The following is a 15,423-nucleotide window of genomic DNA, read 5'->3' as shown; positions in this document are numbered from 1 at the left end:
TCCGCTCACCGGCCGTGATCTGCGTGGTGCGAGGCTTGAGGCCGCCCGGCGCATCGCACTGACCGGGCGCAGCACGGAAACGGGTCCGGTTCGCGTCGTTCTCTGCGAGATATGACACTTACCCGGAGAGGAGATAACGACGTGAAGACCTTCGACGGGCTGTTCGCCGAGCTCACCGAGAGGGCGGCCACCCGGCCCGCCGGTTCGGGCACGGTCGCCGCGCTCGACGCCGGAGTGCACGCGCAGGGCAAGAAGGTGCTCGAGGAGGCCGGCGAGGTCTGGCTGGCCGCCGAGCACGAGTCCGACGCGGCGCTGGCCGAGGAGATCTCCCAGTTGCTGTACCGGATCCAGGTCCTCATGATCGGGCGCAAGATCACGCTCGAGGACGTCTACAAGTACCTTTGAACCACCCAGCACGTAGCTCTTGAGGAGAACCCCAATGCTCCGCGTCGCACTCCCGAACAAGGGAACGCTGGCCGAGCCCGCCGCGACCATGATGCGGGAAGCGGGGTACCGGCAGCGATCGGACTCGCGCGACCTCAGCATGCTGGACGAGGAGACCGAGGTGGAGTTCTTCTACCTGCGGCCCAAGGACATCGCCACCTACGTCGGGTCCGGCGACCTGCACCTCGGCATCACCGGCGCCGACCTCATGGAGGAGTCCGGCAGCCAGGTCAAGCGCGTCATCGAGCTCGGCTTCGGGGCGTCCAAGTTCCGCTTCGCCGCGCCGCCGCTCACCGAGACCGGCGAGCCGTGGACGATCAGCTCCCTCGAGGGCAAGAAGATCGCCACCTCCTACCCGCGACTGGTCCGCGCCCACCTCGCGCGCAACCGGGTGCGCGCCGACATCATCAAGCTCGACGGCGCCGTCGAGATCTCCGTGCAGCTCGGCCTCGCCGACGCCATCGCCGACGTCGTGTCGTCCGGGCGCACCCTGCGCCAGCACGGCCTGGTGCCCTTCGGCGACCCGATCGCGGTGTCGCAGGCCACCCTCATCGAGCGTGAGCCGCGCCCCGACCGTCCCGAGACGGCGGAGGTCAAGGCCGCCAAGGTCGTGTTCACCGGCCGGATCCAGGGTGTGGTCTACGCGCGCCAGTACCTGATGCTCGACTACGACTGCCCCGACTCCGTGCTCGAGCAGGCCAAGCGGATCACGCCGGGCATGCAGGCGCCCACCGTGTCGCCGCTCACCGAGCCGGGCTGGTCGGCGGTGCGGTCGATGGTGCGCCGCACCGTGGCCAACAAGGTGATGGACGACCTGGCCGAGCTCGGTGTGCGCGCGATCCTCACCTCGGAGATCCGCTCCTGCCGCGCGGTCGACGGGGCGAAGATCCACCCGTACTCGAGCTGACGCGGGCCGGCCCCCTCCTCCTTGTGCCGGCAAGGTGGCTTTACTGGCGTAATACGCTGGCAAAGCCACCTTGCCGGCGTAGCGGTCGCCTGGTCAGCGCCGCCGCACGATCAGGGCCTGCGCGCCCCGGCCGGTGTGGCCGCGTTCGTCGTGCAGCGCCGCCGACACGGTGCCCGACCCGGTCGGGCCGATCACGGTGTGCGCGTCGACCGCGATCCACTCGCCCGCGGGGGCGCGGTGCAGGTGGACGGTCAGCTCGGTGTTCACGAAGAGCCACCGGCTCAGGTCGAGCGGGGCGGCCACGCCGTTGGCGCAGTCGGCGGCCACCATGAGCCGCTGGGTGGGGGTGGGCTCCTCGCCCTCCACCAGCGGCACGCGCTGGCGCAGCCAGGACGTGCCCGGCCCGGGCAGCACGCGCCACTCGACGGCGTCGATGAAGCCGGGGAGCCACCCGTCGCCCCACGAGGTGCGCAGCACGCCCTGGTCGGGCGGCGGCAGGGTGGGGGCGGCGCCGCCCTCCACCACGGCGGTGTCGCCGACGGCCGTCCACCAGGAGCGGGCCCGCAGCACGGTGCGGCCTCCGGCGCTCATCTCGGCCGCCACGAGCTGGATGGCGCGGCCCGGGCGTTCCACCGCCGCGCTCACCTGCACCTCGCCCGCGGGCACCGGCCCGAGCACCTCCACCGTGACGCGGGTGAGCTGGGTGCCCGCCCCGTCGGCCACGCGTTCGAGCGCGCGCACCAGCAGCGCCGACGGCGGGCCGACGTGCTGCGCGTCGGCGAACCACGGCCCCGTGGTGGAGGCCGTGGCGTGGAACCGGTCGCCGTCCGGGCCGTCGAGCGGGAGGTAGAACGGTTCGAGCTCGCTCACGTTCCGGTCCCGGACAGCTTCCACTCGCCGTCGACGCGGCGCAGGCGCGTGGTGGCCGGGCGGGTCTCGCCCTCGACCCGGGACGTCCACCTGATCGTGGCCTGGTCGCCGTTCACCTCGACCTCCTCGATCTCGGCGTTCTGGGCGGTGCGCTCCACGTTGCGGACGTTCTCCGGGATGGCATAGATCGCGGTGATGCCCTCCTCGCACGTCGCCGCCTCGACGCCGCGGGCGTGCAGGTCGGCGAGCAGCCTGCTGACGGTCTCCGGTGCCGTGTAGCCACATGCCGTGGGGAAGTCCTGGGCCTGCAGCGCGCGGTAGTAGTCGTGGAACACCGCCTCGATCGCCTCCCGGTCGGCGGCGGGGTCCGGCGGCGGCGTGGTCGGGGCGGTCGTCGGGGGTGGCGGCGGTGCGGGCTGCGCTGCGGGTGTACCGGCCACCGGGGTGCCGCACGCGGCGAGGGCGGCCAGCAGCGCGGCGGTGGCCACCGCGGTGCGGATCGTCGTCACGGGGTGAACCTAGAGGAGCCCCCGGGAGCGGGACCGCGCCGCCCGGCGGTGTCGGGGGTGTCACCTACGCTGCGGAGCGTGACGGATACCGCGGGTCTCGACGCCGTGGGCGCTGCAGTGGGCGCTGCGGCAGGTACCGCGGTTGACGGTGCCGTGGACATCGCCGGGGACGGTGCCGCCCCGGTCGAGGCCGCGCCGCGGCGCCGGCCCGCCCTGTCGCCGTCGCGGGCGGGCGATTTCAAGCAGTGCCCGCTGCTGTACCGCTTCCGGGCGATCGACCGGCTGCCAGAACAACCCTCGCGGGCGCAGGTCCGTGGCAGCCTCGTCCACCTGGTGCTGGAACGGCTCTACGACCTCCCGGCGCCGCAGCGTTCGCCCGAGGCGGCGCGCGTGCTCGTCGCACCGGCGTGGGAGGAGCTGTGCGCCACGCTGCCGGAGCTGGTGGGGCAGCTGTTCGAGGGCGTGGAGGACACGGAGCTGCCGGAGTGGCTGGAGTCGGCGGCGGTTCTGGTGGAGGCCTACTTCCGGCTCGAGGACCCGCGGCGGCTCGAGCCCGCCGCGCGCGAGCTGCTCGTCGAGACCGAGCTCGCGTCGGGCCTGCCGCTGCGCGGCTACATCGACCGCCTCGACGTCGCCCCCACCGGCGAGGTGCGGGTGGTCGACTACAAGACCGGCTCGGCGCCGCGGGAGGCGGGCGAGGCGGCGGCCATGTTCCAGCTCAAGTTCTACGCGCTGGCGCTGCTGCAGGAGCGCGGTGTGGTGCCGGCCCAGCTGCGGTTGCTGTACCTGGCCGACGGCCAGTACCTCACCTACGAGCCCGACGAGCTCGAGCTGCGGCGCTTCGAGCGCACCCTGGAGGCCATCTGGCTCGCCATCCGCACGGCGGGGGAGACCGGCGACTTCCGCCCGAACCGCACAAGGATGTGCGAATGGTGCAGCCACAAGGCGTTCTGCCCCGAGTGGGAAGGCACACCTCCCGAGTACCCGGGATGGCCGGAGGCGGCGGAGGAGGGCGCTGCCGACGCGGCGCTCGACCTGATGGAGTAACGCGGCACGGGCGCGTCACCCGTTCGGCCGCTGAGGCCGCCGTGGCGCCGCGAGGCGACCGCCGTGCGTGGCTCGCGGGGCCGACCGTTAGCGTTACGCCTCGTGCCCGAATCCCGACCACCCGAGGCGGAGTCCCCCGAGACGGAGCCCGTCGAGGCGGCCGACCTGCCCGCCCGCGGCGGCCCGTTCCGCGCGGGGGACCGGGTGCAACTCACCGACCCGAAGGGCCGGCACTACTCGATCACCCTGCAGGCCGGCGCGGAGTACCACACGCACCGCGGCGGGATCGCCCACGACGACCTGATCGGCCGCCCCGAGGGCAGCCTCGTCCTGTCGCCGGTGGGCACGCCATACCTGGCGCTGCGGCCGCGGCTGGCCGACTACGTGCTGTCGATGCCGCGCGGCGCGCAGGTGATCTACCCGAAGGACGCGGCCCAGATCCTCATGTGGGGCGACGTGTTCCCGGGGGCGCGGGTGCTGGAGGCAGGCGCCGGCTCAGGGGCGCTGACGTGCTCGTTGCTGCGCGCCGTAGGACCACACGGCCGGGTGATCTCCTACGAGGTGCGCGCCGATCACGCCGAGCACGCCGAGCGCAACGTGAAGCAGTTCTTCGGCGAGCACCCCGACAACTGGACGCTCCGGGTGGCCGACCTGGCCGCGCTCGCCGAGGAGGAGCACGCCGGGGGTTTCGACCGCGTGGTGCTCGACATGCTGGCCCCGTGGGAGCACCTCGAGACCGTCGCCGCCGCGCTCATCCCGGGCGGGGTGCTCGTCGGCTACGTCGCCACCACCACGCAGCTGTCGCGGCTGGTCGAAGATCTCCGCAGCCAGCAGTGCTGGACCGAGCCGCAGGCGTGGGAGACCCTCATGCGCCCGTGGCACGTCGTGGGTCTGGCCGTGCGTCCGGAACACCGGATGCAGGGGCACACCGCGTTCCTCGTGACGGCACGCCGCCTCGCCGAGGGTGTCGTTCCACCCCGTCCGCAGCGCCGTCCGACCAGCCGATAGGTCCGACCGGCTTAACGAGGCATGTCGCAGCGGTGACCGAACCAGGACGATCGCCGAGAGTCAAGGTGCCGTCCGGTTGAGTGGTGGATCACCGGATTGCCACAAGGTGGAGACCGCCCAATGGCAGGTACCGTATGGAAACGGAACACGGAGGGAGGATGCCGTGAACCCCTACGACGGTCCCGGCAGGCGGGAACCAGGTGATCGTGGCGAGCTGAGCCCCGCCGAGGCCGCCGCGCAGATCCGCTTCCTCGAAGAGGAAGTCGCCCTGCTCCGCCGCAAGCTCACCGAGTCCCCGCGGCACGCGCGCGTCCTCGAGCAGCGTCTGGCCGAGTCGGCGAGCCGGCTCGCGCAGCTCTCGGCCCGCAACGAGAAGCTCACCGAAACCCTCAAGGAGGCCCGCGGCCAGCTCGTGGCGCTCCGGGAGGAGGTCGACAGGCTGGCCCAGCCGCCCAGCGGCTACGGCGTATTCCTCGCCCGTTACCCCGATGAGACGGTGGACGTGTTCACGTCCGGTCGCCGCATGCGGGTGGCCGTGTCCCCGGCGGTCGACACGTCGGAACTGCGCAGCGGGCAGACCGTGCGGCTCAACGAGGCGCTCACCGTCGTCGAGGCGGGGGATTTCGAGCGCATCGGTGAGGTGTGCGCGCTGCGCGAGGTGCTGTCCGAGCCCACCGCGGACGGCCTCGCCGGCCGTGCGCTGGTGGTCGGGCACGCCGACGAGGAGCGTGTGGTGTGGCTGGCTGACCCGCTGGTCGCGGGTGGTGACGACCCCGATTCGGTGCCGCTCAAGCCGGGCGACTCCCTCCTGGTCGACACCAAGGCCGGCTACGCCTACGAGCGGGTCCCCAAGGCCGAGGTGGAGGACCTCGTGCTGGAGGAGGTGCCCGACGTCGAGTACGAGGACATCGGCGGCCTGTTCCGGCAGATCGAGCAGATCCGCGACGCCGTGGAGCTGCCGTTCCTGCACGCCGAGCTGTTCCGCGAGTACGAGCTGCGCCCGCCCAAGGGCGTGCTGCTCTACGGGCCTCCCGGCTGCGGCAAGACGCTGATCGCCAAGGCGGTGGCCAACTCGCTGGCCAAGAAGGTGGCGGCCGTCCGCGGCGACAACCCCGACGAGGGCCGCGCGTTCTTCCTCAACATCAAGGGCCCCGAGCTGCTCAACAAGTTCGTGGGCGAGACCGAGCGGCACATCCGCCTGATCTTCCAGCGGGCACGGGAGAAGGCCTCGGCCGGCACCCCGGTGATCGTGTTCTTCGACGAGATGGACTCGATCTTCCGCACCCGCGGGTCCGGCGTGTCCTCCGACGTCGAGACCACGATCGTGCCGCAGCTGCTGGCGGAGATCGACGGTGTCGAGGGCCTGGAGAACGTCATCGTCATCGGCGCCTCCAACCGCGAGGACATGATCGACCCCGCGATCCTGCGGCCGGGCCGGCTCGACGTGAAGATCAAGATCGAGCGTCCGGACGCCGAGGCGGCGCAGGACATCTTCTCCAAGTACCTCACCGACACGCTCCCGATCCACGCCGACGATCTCGCAGAGTTCGGCGGCAACCGCAAGGCGTGCATCGACGCGATGATCCAGCGGATCGTCGAGCGGATGTACGACGAGACGGAGGAGAACCGGTTCCTCGAGGTCACCTACGCCAACGGCGACAAGGAGACGCTCTACTTCAAGGACTTCAACTCCGGCGCGATGATCCAGAACATCGTCGACCGGTCGAAGAAGTCGGCGATCAAGTCGGTGCTGGAGACCGGCCAGCCGGGGCTGCGGGTGCAGCACCTGCTGGACGCCATCGTCGACGAGTTCGCCGAGAACGAGGACCTGCCCAACACCACCAACCCCGACGACTGGGCGCGCATCTCCGGCAAGAAGGGGGAGCGGATCGTCTACATCCGCACCCTCGTCACCGGCAAGAACGCCGAGACGGGCCGCGCGATCGACACGGCCTCGAACACCGGTCAGTACCTGTAGCACCCGTACCAACGGCACCCTCGTCCCGCTCTATCGGACGAGGGTGCCGTTCGTTCAGGGGGTTGCCGGTTCGCGCAGCCGGCGCAGCAGCAGCCAGCTCAGGGCGGGCACGGCGATCAGCGGTGCCAGCGCCACCTGCAGGGACGTGTGGTCGGCCACCGCGCCGATCAGCGGGCTGGCGAGCCCGCCGACGCTGACGGTCAGGCCGAGGGTCACCCCGCTGGCGGTGCCGACGCGGCGGGGCAGGTAGTCCTGCCCGAGCGTGATGCTCAGCGAGAACGGCACGTAGAGGCACGCCGACGTGAGGGCCACGAAGACGAACAGGGGCGGGCCCGGCACGAACACCACCCCCGCCACCGCGAGCACCGCCACCGCGTTCGACCAGCGCACCACGGCCACCCGGCCGAAGCGGTTGGCGAGCGTGCCACCGAGCACGGTGCCGACGGCGCCACCCAGGTAGAGCACGAACAGCGCGATCGTGCCCGCGACCTCGCCGCCGCCGGTGCGCTCCATCCCGTAGAGGGACAGGAACGCCGACAGTCCGACGAAGACGATCGAGCGGCACACCACCGACCCGGACAGCCTGCCGAACGACCGCCAGTCGTCGGTGCCCGCGACGGGGCCGGCACCGGGGGCCGCGGGCCGCGGTGCCGTGACGGCCCGCACCGCCAGCAGGCACAGCACGCTGCCCAGCACGGCGGGCACGAGCAGCACCGGGGTGGCGTCCAGGCCGCCGAGGGCCACCACGGCGGCCACCATCACCGGGGCTGTGGCGAATCCGAGGTTGCCGCCGAGGGAGAACCAGCTCATCGCGGTGTGGCTCCCGCCGCTGGCGGCCCGGGCCACGCGGGCGGACTCGGGGTGGAACGCGGCCACCCCGATCCCGGACAGCGCGACGAACGCGAGCGCCAGCGGGTAGGAGTCGGTGATCCCGCACAAGGCCACGCCGAGGCCGCCGATGAGCGTGCTCACCGGGAGCAGCCAGGGCATCGGCCACCGGTCGGTGAGCGCGCCGAAGAGCGGCTGCACCACCGACGACAGCAGCGACGCGGCGAGGACGAGACCGGCCGCCGCCGCGTAGGTGTAGGCGCGCTCGGCCACGAAGAACGGCACCAGCGCAGCGATCGCACCCTGGTAGACGTCGACGCAGGCGTGGCCGGCGGCCAGGAGGGTGATCGGCCCGGTGCGGGCGGCGACGTGCTGGGTCACCTCGTGATCGTCGCCCGGGCCCGCCCTGTCCCGCTTCCGATAAAGTGCCAACGCATGCCGAACATCCGCCACACCCCGGTGGCGCCCACCCGGCAGCAGATCCTGGCCGGCGGCGACACCATCGACCCGCACCGGCACGACGACCACCAGATCCTCTACGCGGGCTCCGGGGTGCTGGCCGTCACCACCGATGACGGCACCTGGTTCACCCCCGGCACCCGCGCGATCTGGGTGCCTGCGGGCACCGTGCACGCGCACCGGGCGTACGGGGACCTCGACCTGCACATGCTGGGCGTGCCGGCCGCGGTGAACCCGCTCGGCCTCGACCGGCCCACGGTGCTGGTGGTGAGCCCGCTGCTGCGGGAGCTGATCCGCGCCTGGACGCGCGGCCCGCAGGACGACACTCCGCAACGGCGCAGGCTGCACGCCGTGCTGCTCGACGAGCTGCGCGCCTCGCCGCAGCGCCCGGTCCACCTGCCCGAGCCCACCGACCCGCGGCTCGCGGTGGTGTGCGCCGCCCTGCGCCAGGACCCCGCCGACTCCCGCACGCTCGCCGCCCTCGGCGCCGAGGTCGGCGTCGGCGAGCGCACGCTGAGCCGCCTGTTCCGCACCGACCTCGGCATGACGTTCCCGCAGTGGCGCACCCAGCTGCGCCTCTACCACGCGCTGCGGATGCTGGCCGACGGCTCACCGGTCACCACCGTGGCGCACGCGTGCGGCTGGTCGTCCACCAGCGCGTTCATCGACGTCTTCCGCCGCGCGTACGGCCACACCCCCGGCACACACCTGTCCGATCCGTTCACGACCCGGCGGGGGCGGCGCGCCTAGCGTTCCGGTCATGACGATCGAAGCGAAGCTGGACGCCGTCGGCATCATCGCGGCCGACCTGGCGAAGTCACTGGCCTTCTACCGCGCGCTGGGCCTCCCGGTGCCCGAGGGCGGCGAGCACCAGCCGCACGTGGAGGTGCCGCTGGGCGGCGGGATGCGGCTGCTGTTCGACACCGAGGAGACGGTGCGCTCGTTCCACCCGTCGTGGAGCCCCGGCGTCGGGGCCGGGCGGATCGGGCTCGCCGTGTCACTGCCGGACGCCGCCGCCGTGGACGCCCTGTACGCGCAGCTGACGGAGGCGGGCCACCACGGCGAGCTGCCGCCGTTCGACGCGCCGTGGGGCCAGCGGTACGCGAGCGTGAACGACCCGGACGGCAACGGCGTGGATCTCTACGCGCCCCTCTGACCGCCGTAGATCCTGCTGGGCGCCACGCCTGCGAGCGCTTTGACCTCGCGCGACAGGTGCGGCTGGTCGGCGTAGCCGGCCTCGGCGGCGGCGTCGGCGATCGGCACGCCGTCGTAGAGCAGCAGCGCGGCCCGGCGGAACCGCAGGACCCGCCGCAGCACCGCCGGTCCGTACCCGAACGCCGCGAGGCAGCGCCGGTGCAGCGACCGCTCGGTCCAGCCGAGCCGCTCGGCCGTGGCGGCCGCCGACGCCCCCGCGCCGAGCTGCGCGGCGACCACCCGCACCGCCTGCTCGGCCGGTTCCCCGGGCAGCGCGAACGTGAGGCCCAGGAGCACCGGCAGGGGCGGCTCGCCCCGTTCGAGGCGGGCGAGCGCCCGGCGGGCGAGCGCGGGGTGCAGCTCGGCCAGCGGGGCGCGCAGGTCGCGCACCTCCGCCGCGGGCACCCCGAGCAGCGCGGGCAGCCTGCCCGGCGCGAAACGCAGCCCCGCGCTCAGCACGCCGGGTGCGCGGCTGACGGGGTGCGGGCCGGTGTCCGGCCCGGCGACGAGCAGCTCCCGGCCCGTCCAGACGAGGTCCATGCACCCGTCGGGCAGCACGTCGATCGACTCGGTGGGGGCACCGGCGGCGACCCCGGCCGTCCAGGCGCACTCGATCTCGCCGCGCAGCGGGCGCGGCGGCGGGATCTCCCGATAGCCCACGGGGAAACGCTAGCGCGGCGCCCCGACAGTGGCCCACCACCGAGGCCCCAGACGCCAGCATGGTGGCTTTGCTGGCCTATTACGCCAGTAAAGCCACCATGCTGGCATTCGGGCGGGGGCCCGGTGACGGCCTACGGCAGCTCCAGGGCGAGCAGGCGGGAGCTGAGCGACTTGCCGTGCGTGTCGAGGGCGAGCGAGGTGGTCACCCCGCCGTCGAGCACCCCGGTGCAGACGAACTGCAGCGCCGGCAGCAGCGGGAGCTCGTAGCGCAGCACCTCGCCGCCCAGGTGGCGGGCCAGCTGGGCACGCACCCGCTCGGCGGTGAGCTCGCGGACGAGCAGCGGGTAGTCCTCGTCGGCGTAGGGGATCACCGAGAGCGTGGCGACGTTGCCCTTGTCGCCGGCGCGGCAGTGGGCGAGCTCATGCAGCCGGACGGGCATCCCCGGCCTCCAGGATCGTCAGGCCCGGCGTCACGGCCGCGCGCGGGACGAGGGTGGACACCACGCCGATGACCTCCCCGGTGAACACGCGCACGCCGCCGCCGCCCGCGGGACCGTTCGTGTAGAGGGCCTCGACCTCGTGCCCGACGATGTCGAGCACGGCCGGGTCGGTGGCGAGCGCGGCCACCCGCACCCGGCACTCGGCGTGCACGTCGGCTTCCGGCGGGGCCACGCCGAGCACGTCGATCCGCGGGCGCACCGGGAGCCCGGCGAGCCGGGCGGCGAGCACCTCACCGGCGAGCGCGGCGCGCTTGTCGGCCCGCGGGCCGGAGTAGGAGATCTCCGCCTCGACCTTGTGCCCCGCCCGGTAGCCGACGCTGACCTTGAGCCGGTCCGGCCGCGGACGCCCCCGCGCGCCCGCCACCCGCACGCGATCGGGCCCCACCTGGTCGACGGTGACCCCACGCAGGTCGAGCACCACGTCCGGCGTGCGGTACCCCGTCGGATCGGTGATCTCGTAGAGCAGCTGCTCGCGCACGGTGGCCCGGTCGAGCACACCGCCGGTGCCGGGCAGCTTGCCGTACTCCGCGGTGCTGTCGGTAGCCACGTCCGCGTAGGGGAAGCCGAGCTCGGCGAGGCCGGGCACGTCCTTGACCCCCGGGTCGGCGAAGTACCCGCCGGTGAGCTGGCCCGCGCACTCGAGCAGGTGCCCGACGAGCGTGCCCGCGGCGGCGGCACGCGGGTCGGCCAGGTCGAGGCCGAGTCGGTCGGCGAGCGGGGCGAGGAAGAGCGACGGGTCGGCCACCCGGCCCGTGACGACGACGTCGGCCCCCGCCTCGAGCGCGGGCAGCACGGCGTCGGCACCCAGGTAGGCGTTGGCGGCGACCACCTCGCCGTGGGCACGCAGCGGCACGCCGTCCTCGCTCGCGGGGGCGTCCAGGTCGAGGCGGTCGAGCACGTCGTCGCCGGTGACCACCCCGACGCGGGCGGGCGTGCCGAGCCGGGCCAGCAGGTCGCGCGTGACCTCACCGGCCCGCAGCGGGTTGGCTGCGCCCATGTTCGTGATCACCCGGACGCCGCGGGCGAGCGCCACGGGCAGCAGGCGTTCGAACCGGGCGAGCAGGCGCGGGTCGTAGCCGGCGTCCGGGTCGGCGAGCCGGCGGCCCTGGCCGAGCGCGATCGTCCGCTCGGCCAGGCACTCCAGCACGATGTCGGCGAGCCCGGCCCGCTCGGCGAGCTCGACGGCGGGCTCGAGGCGGTCGCCCGCGAACCCGGCGCCCGCGCCGATCCGCACGGTCCTCATACGATCGCCCCGGTGGCGAGCGCGACCGCCGTCATCACCAGCGTCGTGCCGAACGCCCACCCGAACACGAACCGCTGGTGGGCTCCCAGCTGCACCCCGGCCATCCCGACGAGGATGAACGTGGAGGCGGTGAGCGGGCTGAGCGGGAACCCGGTGGTCATCTGGCCCAGGACGGCGGCGCGCGCCACCTCGGCCGGGTCGCCGCCCAGCGCGGCCGTGGTCTCCGCGAGCACCGGCAGCACGCCGAAGTAGTACGCGTCGGGCGTGAACACGAGGCTGAGCGGCATGCTCGTGACGGCCACGAGCGTGGGGAGAGCACCGCCCGCGCCGGTGGGCACGAGGCCGACGATCGCGCGGGCCATCGCCTCGATCATCCCGGTGCCGCCGAGCACGCCGGTGAACACGCCGGCCGCGAAGATCATCGTGGTGACGAGCACGACGCTGTGGCCGTGCCGCGTGAACAGGTCCTTCTGCGCCTCCCAGCCGGGCCGGTTGATGAGCAGCGCCAGCACGAACGCCACCACGAAGACCACGGGGAGCTCGGCGAGCTGCGCCAGCAGGACCACCACGAGTGCCACGGTGAGCACGACGTTGAGCCAGAACCGCACCCGGTCGACGGCCGGGCGCGTGGCGGCGGGTGCGTGGGCGGCTCCCGGCGCGTCGGCGGGCGCGGTCAGGCCCGGCTCGACGCCCGGTTCGGCACCGGGCTCGGTGACCGTGCCGATCCGCTTGCGCTCCGCGCGCCCGATCAGGACAGCCGCCACCAGCACCCACACGATCCCGGCGCCCATCGCCGGCAGCACCGGCACGAACACGTCGCCGCTGCCCAGGCCGAGCGCGGCCATCGCCCGCGCGGTGGGTCCACCCCACGGCACCATGTTCATCACGCCCGCACCGAGGCAGATCACCGCGGTGAGCACGAGCGGCCGCATGCCGAGCCGCCGGTAGATCGGCAGCATCGCCGACACCATGATCAGGAACGTGGACGCACCGTCGCCGTCGAGCGCCACGAGCAGCGTGAGCACCGCCGTGCCGACCGTGATCTTCAGCGGGTCACCACCCGCCCACCGCACGACGCGGCGCACGGCCGGGTCGAAGAGCCCGGCGTCGATCATCAGGCAGAAGTAGAGCACCGCGAACGTGATCATGATCGCGACCGGCGCCACGGTCTCGAACCCGTCGAGCACGAGCTCGCCGATCCGCCCGCCCTCGCCGACCACGACGGCCGCGAGGATCGGCAGCACGGTGAGCGCGATGAACACCGACACGCGCTGGGACAGCACGGCCGCCAGGAACAGGGCGATGGTCAGGAAGCCGGCAGCGGCGAGCATCGTTGCACCTCCGGGTTGGGCTGGTGCACACCCTCGGCCACACTTGCTATGCAGGTCAAACACCGGTTTCCGATAGATTCATGCACTGTGCGCACGGATCTGACGTTGCAGCAGCTCCGGGTGATCGCGGAGGTGTACGAGGCCGGCAGCTTCACCGCGGCGGCCCGGCGCCTGCTCGTGGCGCAGTCGTCGCTGAGCCGGACGGTGGCCGAGGTGGAGCGCCGGCTGGGCACGCCGCTGTTCGAGCGCACCACGCGCCGGCTGGAGCCGACCCCCGCCGGGCGCGAGGTGGTGGCCGCGGCCCGGCGCGCCGTCGACGCGGTGGAGGCCGAACTGCGCCACGTCGAGGGCTACCTCGCGGGCCGCACGGGACGGGTGCGCATCGCCACGCTGCCCTCGCTCGCCGCGATCCTGCTGCCCGGCGTGGTCTCGGCGTTCCGCGCGGAGCGGCCGGAGGTGGAGCTCTCGATCGAGGACGCGCTGTCGGGCGAGGTACTCGAGCGGGTGCGCGGCGGCGTGGTCGACCTGGCGGTCACCGTGGTGTCGGAGACACCCGACCCCCTCGACGACCTCGCGGTCACCCCGGTGGCCGCCGACCGTTTCTGCTGCGTCGTGCCGCCCGCCCACCGGTTCGCCGGCCGGGTCGCGCTGTCGTGGAGCGAGCTCGCGGGGGAGGCGTTCATCGCCTTCGACCACACCACGAGCATCCGCCAGCACGTGGACGCCTCGTTCGCCGCGGCGGGCGTCGCGCCGCGCCAGGTCGTCGCGGCTCGCAACATCGCCGCGGTCGCGGGCCTCGTGGCCGCCGACCTGGGCGTGTCGGTCGTGCCCGGCCTCGTGCTGCCCCTCATGGGGTTCGCCGGCGTGCGCCGCGTCGTGCTGGAGGAGCCGGCCGCGCACCGCACGACGGCCGTGGTGCGCGCGGCCGCCCGCCCGCTCTCGCCGATCGCGGCGGCGTTCGTCGCCGCGCTCACCGCGCCGGGGCGCGCGCGGCCCCGCCTGCCGGACCAGGCGTGGTGGCTCGACCGGACGCCGGACGCAGAACGGCCCGGCCCCCTCGCGGGAGGGGCCGGGCCGTCGTAGGTCGGGCTGGGCTCACGCCTGGCGCAGCACGCCCTCGATCTCGAGCGAGATCTGCACCTTGTCGCTCACCACGACGCCGCCGCCGTCGAGCGGCATCTTGATGTCGACGCCGAAGTCGTTGCGGTCGATGGTGGTGGTGGCCGAGAAGCCGGCGCGGGTGCCGCCCCAGGCGTCCGGCCCGAAGCCGTTGACCTCGAGCGCCAGCTGCACCGGACGGGTGACACCCTTGAGCGTCAGGTCGCCGTCGACCACGAGGTCGTCGCCGTCGGCGCGCACGCCGGTGGAGCGGAACGTCCACTGCGGGTGGTTCTCGACGTCGAAGAAGTCGGCCGAGCGGATGTGGCCGTCACGCTGCTCGTTGTTGGTGTCGATCGACGAGGCGTCGATCGTGGCCGTGACCGACGAGTCGGTGAGGTTCTCGCCGGTGACGATCTCACCGGAGAACGAGCCGAACCGACCGCGTACCTTGCTGACCATCATGTGGCGGACCGTGAAGGAAACGTCCGAGTGGCTCGTGTCGATGTCCCAGGTTCCGGCGATGTAGCCGGGGATCGAGGTGGTGGCTGCGCTGGTCACGGGATCTCTCCTGAGCTAGTTAGTTGAACTCTCAGTTATTGAGAGCGATGCTAGCCCAAAGGCCCGTGAGCGCTCAACTATTCCGGAGGTGTGGTGACCGACACACGATGGCTCGACGATGACGAGCAGCAGACCTGGCGCAGCTTCATGACCGCCAGCCGGCTGCTCTTCGACGGCATCGAGCGGCAGCTGCAACAGGAGGCGGGCCTCCCGCACGCCTACTACGAGATCCTCGTGCGCCTGTCCGAGGCGCCCCAGCGCACGCTGCGCATGAGCGACCTCGCCACCACGTCGCTGTCGTCGCGCAGCCGCATCTCCCACGCGGTCGCCCGGCTCGAGGAGAACGGCTGGGTGCGTCGCAAGCCCTGTGAGCACGACAAGCGCGGGTCGCTCGCCGAGCTCACCGACGCCGGCCTGGCCGGCCTGGAGGCGGCCGCCCCCGGGCACGTCGAGACGGTGCGCCGCAGCCTGTTCGACGCGCTGTCCCCGGAACAGGTGGCCGCGCTGCGCGACATCAGCGACACGCTCGTGGTGCACCTCGCGGGCGAGCCGGTGTGGCCGGCGGCGGGCGACCCGGCGGCCGGCGAGCGGTAGTCGCCTGACCGGGCCGGAGCCGCCCTCCCAGCCGTCGATCAAGGGGAGAGGGTCGCTGGTTGATCGGCGGTCTCAACTGGTTGTTGCAACGAGCAGCTCGTCGAGTGCCTGGGCGGGATTCTTCCATCCGAGGGTCTTGCGGGGGCGGCCGTTGAGTTCGTGGGCGACGGTGTCGAGGTCGGCCTGGGTGTA

The 15,423-nt window shown here is 73.1% G+C and carries 17 protein-coding genes and 1 pseudogene; 9 read left to right on the top strand and 9 right to left on the bottom strand.

Annotated elements, in window-relative coordinates; translation table 11 throughout:
- The first annotated feature begins 141 nt into the window (after nucleotides 1–141).
- Nucleotides 142–405 carry a phosphoribosyl-ATP diphosphatase gene (locus ACFPL3_RS26610; protein WP_343942628.1) on the top strand — a complete coding sequence of 88 codons (264 nt, stop codon included), beginning with the start codon at nucleotides 142–144 and terminating at the stop codon, nucleotides 403–405.
- Nucleotides 406–439: 34 nt separating this feature from the next.
- Nucleotides 440–1,351 carry an ATP phosphoribosyltransferase gene (hisG, locus tag ACFPL3_RS26605; RefSeq protein WP_343942627.1) on the top strand — a complete coding sequence of 304 codons (912 nt, stop codon included), beginning with the start codon at nucleotides 440–442 and terminating at the stop codon, nucleotides 1,349–1,351.
- Between the two features lie 93 nt (nucleotides 1,352–1,444).
- Here hisG and ACFPL3_RS26600 read toward each other — a convergent pair whose 3' ends face one another.
- Together ACFPL3_RS26600 and ACFPL3_RS26595 are read right to left on the bottom strand one after the other, a co-directional pair.
- Nucleotides 1,445–2,221 carry a thioesterase family protein gene (locus tag ACFPL3_RS26600; protein WP_343942626.1) on the bottom strand — a complete coding sequence of 259 codons (777 nt, stop codon included), beginning with the start codon at nucleotides 2,219–2,221 and terminating at the stop codon, nucleotides 1,445–1,447.
- Nucleotides 2,218–2,730 (bottom strand): nuclear transport factor 2 family protein, encoded by a 513-nt coding sequence (locus ACFPL3_RS26595; protein ID WP_343942625.1) that lies wholly within the window; start codon nucleotides 2,728–2,730, stop codon nucleotides 2,218–2,220. Before ACFPL3_RS26595 ends, ACFPL3_RS26600 begins: the two co-directional genes overlap by 4 nt.
- A gap of 153 nt (nucleotides 2,731–2,883) precedes the next feature.
- Between ACFPL3_RS26595 and ACFPL3_RS26590 the strand changes: the two genes are divergently transcribed.
- The 3 genes from ACFPL3_RS26590 to arc all read left to right on the top strand — a co-directional run bounded on the left by ACFPL3_RS26590 (nucleotide 2,884) and on the right by arc (nucleotide 6,763).
- Nucleotides 2,884–3,777 (top strand): RecB family exonuclease, encoded by an 894-nt coding sequence (locus tag ACFPL3_RS26590; RefSeq protein ID WP_343942649.1) that lies wholly within the window; start codon nucleotides 2,884–2,886, stop codon nucleotides 3,775–3,777.
- A 165-nt stretch (nucleotides 3,778–3,942) separates the two neighbouring features.
- Nucleotides 3,943–4,785, top strand: a complete 843-nt coding sequence (locus ACFPL3_RS26585) for a tRNA (adenine-N1)-methyltransferase (protein WP_343942648.1) — start codon at nucleotides 3,943–3,945, stop codon at nucleotides 4,783–4,785.
- A 214-nt stretch (nucleotides 4,786–4,999) separates the two neighbouring features.
- Nucleotides 5,000–6,763, top strand: a complete 1,764-nt coding sequence (gene arc / locus ACFPL3_RS26580) for a proteasome ATPase (RefSeq protein ID WP_343942647.1) — start codon at nucleotides 5,000–5,002, stop codon at nucleotides 6,761–6,763.
- Between the two features lie 54 nt (nucleotides 6,764–6,817).
- Here the strand turns inward: arc and ACFPL3_RS26575 are convergent, their stop codons facing one another.
- Entirely contained in the window at nucleotides 6,818–7,972 is a 1,155-nt protein-coding gene (locus tag ACFPL3_RS26575) for an MFS transporter (RefSeq protein ID WP_343942624.1), read from the bottom strand.
- Nucleotides 7,973–8,026: 54 nt separating this feature from the next.
- On the opposite strand from ACFPL3_RS26575, the gene ACFPL3_RS26570 reads away from it, so the two are divergent.
- On the top strand, nucleotides 8,027–8,800 hold the full coding sequence (locus ACFPL3_RS26570) for an AraC family transcriptional regulator (protein WP_343942623.1): 774 nt from the start codon (nucleotides 8,027–8,029) through the stop codon (nucleotides 8,798–8,800).
- 10 nt (nucleotides 8,801–8,810) lie between these two features.
- Nucleotides 8,811–9,206 carry a VOC family protein gene (locus tag ACFPL3_RS26565; RefSeq protein ID WP_343942622.1) on the top strand — a complete coding sequence of 132 codons (396 nt, stop codon included), beginning with the start codon at nucleotides 8,811–8,813 and terminating at the stop codon, nucleotides 9,204–9,206.
- Here ACFPL3_RS26565 and ACFPL3_RS26560 read toward each other — a convergent pair.
- The 4 genes from ACFPL3_RS26560 to ACFPL3_RS26545 form a co-directional block, all read right to left on the bottom strand.
- Nucleotides 9,191–9,904 (bottom strand): helix-turn-helix domain-containing protein, encoded by a 714-nt coding sequence (locus tag ACFPL3_RS26560; RefSeq protein WP_379589696.1) that lies wholly within the window; start codon nucleotides 9,902–9,904, stop codon nucleotides 9,191–9,193. The genes ACFPL3_RS26565 and ACFPL3_RS26560 overlap by 16 nt on opposite strands.
- Nucleotides 9,905–10,035: 131 nt before the next feature.
- Complete coding sequence (locus ACFPL3_RS26555; protein ID WP_343942619.1) at nucleotides 10,036–10,344, bottom strand: AtuA-related protein; 309 nt, start codon at nucleotides 10,342–10,344, stop codon at nucleotides 10,036–10,038.
- Entirely contained in the window at nucleotides 10,325–11,647 is a 1,323-nt protein-coding gene (locus tag ACFPL3_RS26550) for an acyclic terpene utilization AtuA family protein (RefSeq protein WP_343942618.1), read from the bottom strand. The genes ACFPL3_RS26555 and ACFPL3_RS26550 overlap by 20 nt, the downstream gene beginning before the upstream one ends.
- On the bottom strand, nucleotides 11,644–12,978 hold the full coding sequence (locus ACFPL3_RS26545) for a CitMHS family transporter (RefSeq protein WP_343942617.1): 1,335 nt from the start codon (nucleotides 12,976–12,978) through the stop codon (nucleotides 11,644–11,646). Before ACFPL3_RS26545 ends, ACFPL3_RS26550 begins: the two co-directional genes overlap by 4 nt.
- Before the next feature lie 87 nt (nucleotides 12,979–13,065).
- Here ACFPL3_RS26545 and ACFPL3_RS26540 point away from each other — a divergent pair, with 87 nt between their 5' ends.
- Nucleotides 13,066–14,061 (top strand): LysR family transcriptional regulator, encoded by a 996-nt coding sequence (locus tag ACFPL3_RS26540; protein WP_379589695.1) that lies wholly within the window; start codon nucleotides 13,066–13,068, stop codon nucleotides 14,059–14,061.
- 12 nt (nucleotides 14,062–14,073) lie between these two features.
- Here the strand turns inward: ACFPL3_RS26540 and ACFPL3_RS26535 are convergent, their stop codons facing one another.
- On the bottom strand, nucleotides 14,074–14,637 hold the full coding sequence (locus ACFPL3_RS26535; protein ID WP_343942615.1) for a YceI family protein: 564 nt from the start codon (nucleotides 14,635–14,637) through the stop codon (nucleotides 14,074–14,076).
- A gap of 93 nt (nucleotides 14,638–14,730) precedes the next feature.
- On the opposite strand from ACFPL3_RS26535, the gene ACFPL3_RS26530 reads away from it, so the two are divergent.
- On the top strand, nucleotides 14,731–15,231 hold the full coding sequence (locus ACFPL3_RS26530) for a MarR family winged helix-turn-helix transcriptional regulator (RefSeq protein WP_343942614.1): 501 nt from the start codon (nucleotides 14,731–14,733) through the stop codon (nucleotides 15,229–15,231).
- Nucleotides 15,232–15,303: 72 nt separating this feature from the next.
- Here ACFPL3_RS26530 and ACFPL3_RS26525 read toward each other — a convergent pair.
- Nucleotides 15,304–15,423 (bottom strand): annotated as a pseudogene (locus tag ACFPL3_RS26525) (IS30 family transposase); the annotation flags it as partial.

This window comes from Pseudonocardia zijingensis (genome assembly GCF_042657305.1).
Lineage (GTDB): Bacteria > Actinomycetota > Actinomycetes > Mycobacteriales > Pseudonocardiaceae > Pseudonocardia > Pseudonocardia zijingensis.
The sequence above is the reverse complement of the archived record's forward strand: the minus strand, read 5'-3'. Positions and strand labels throughout refer to the sequence as shown.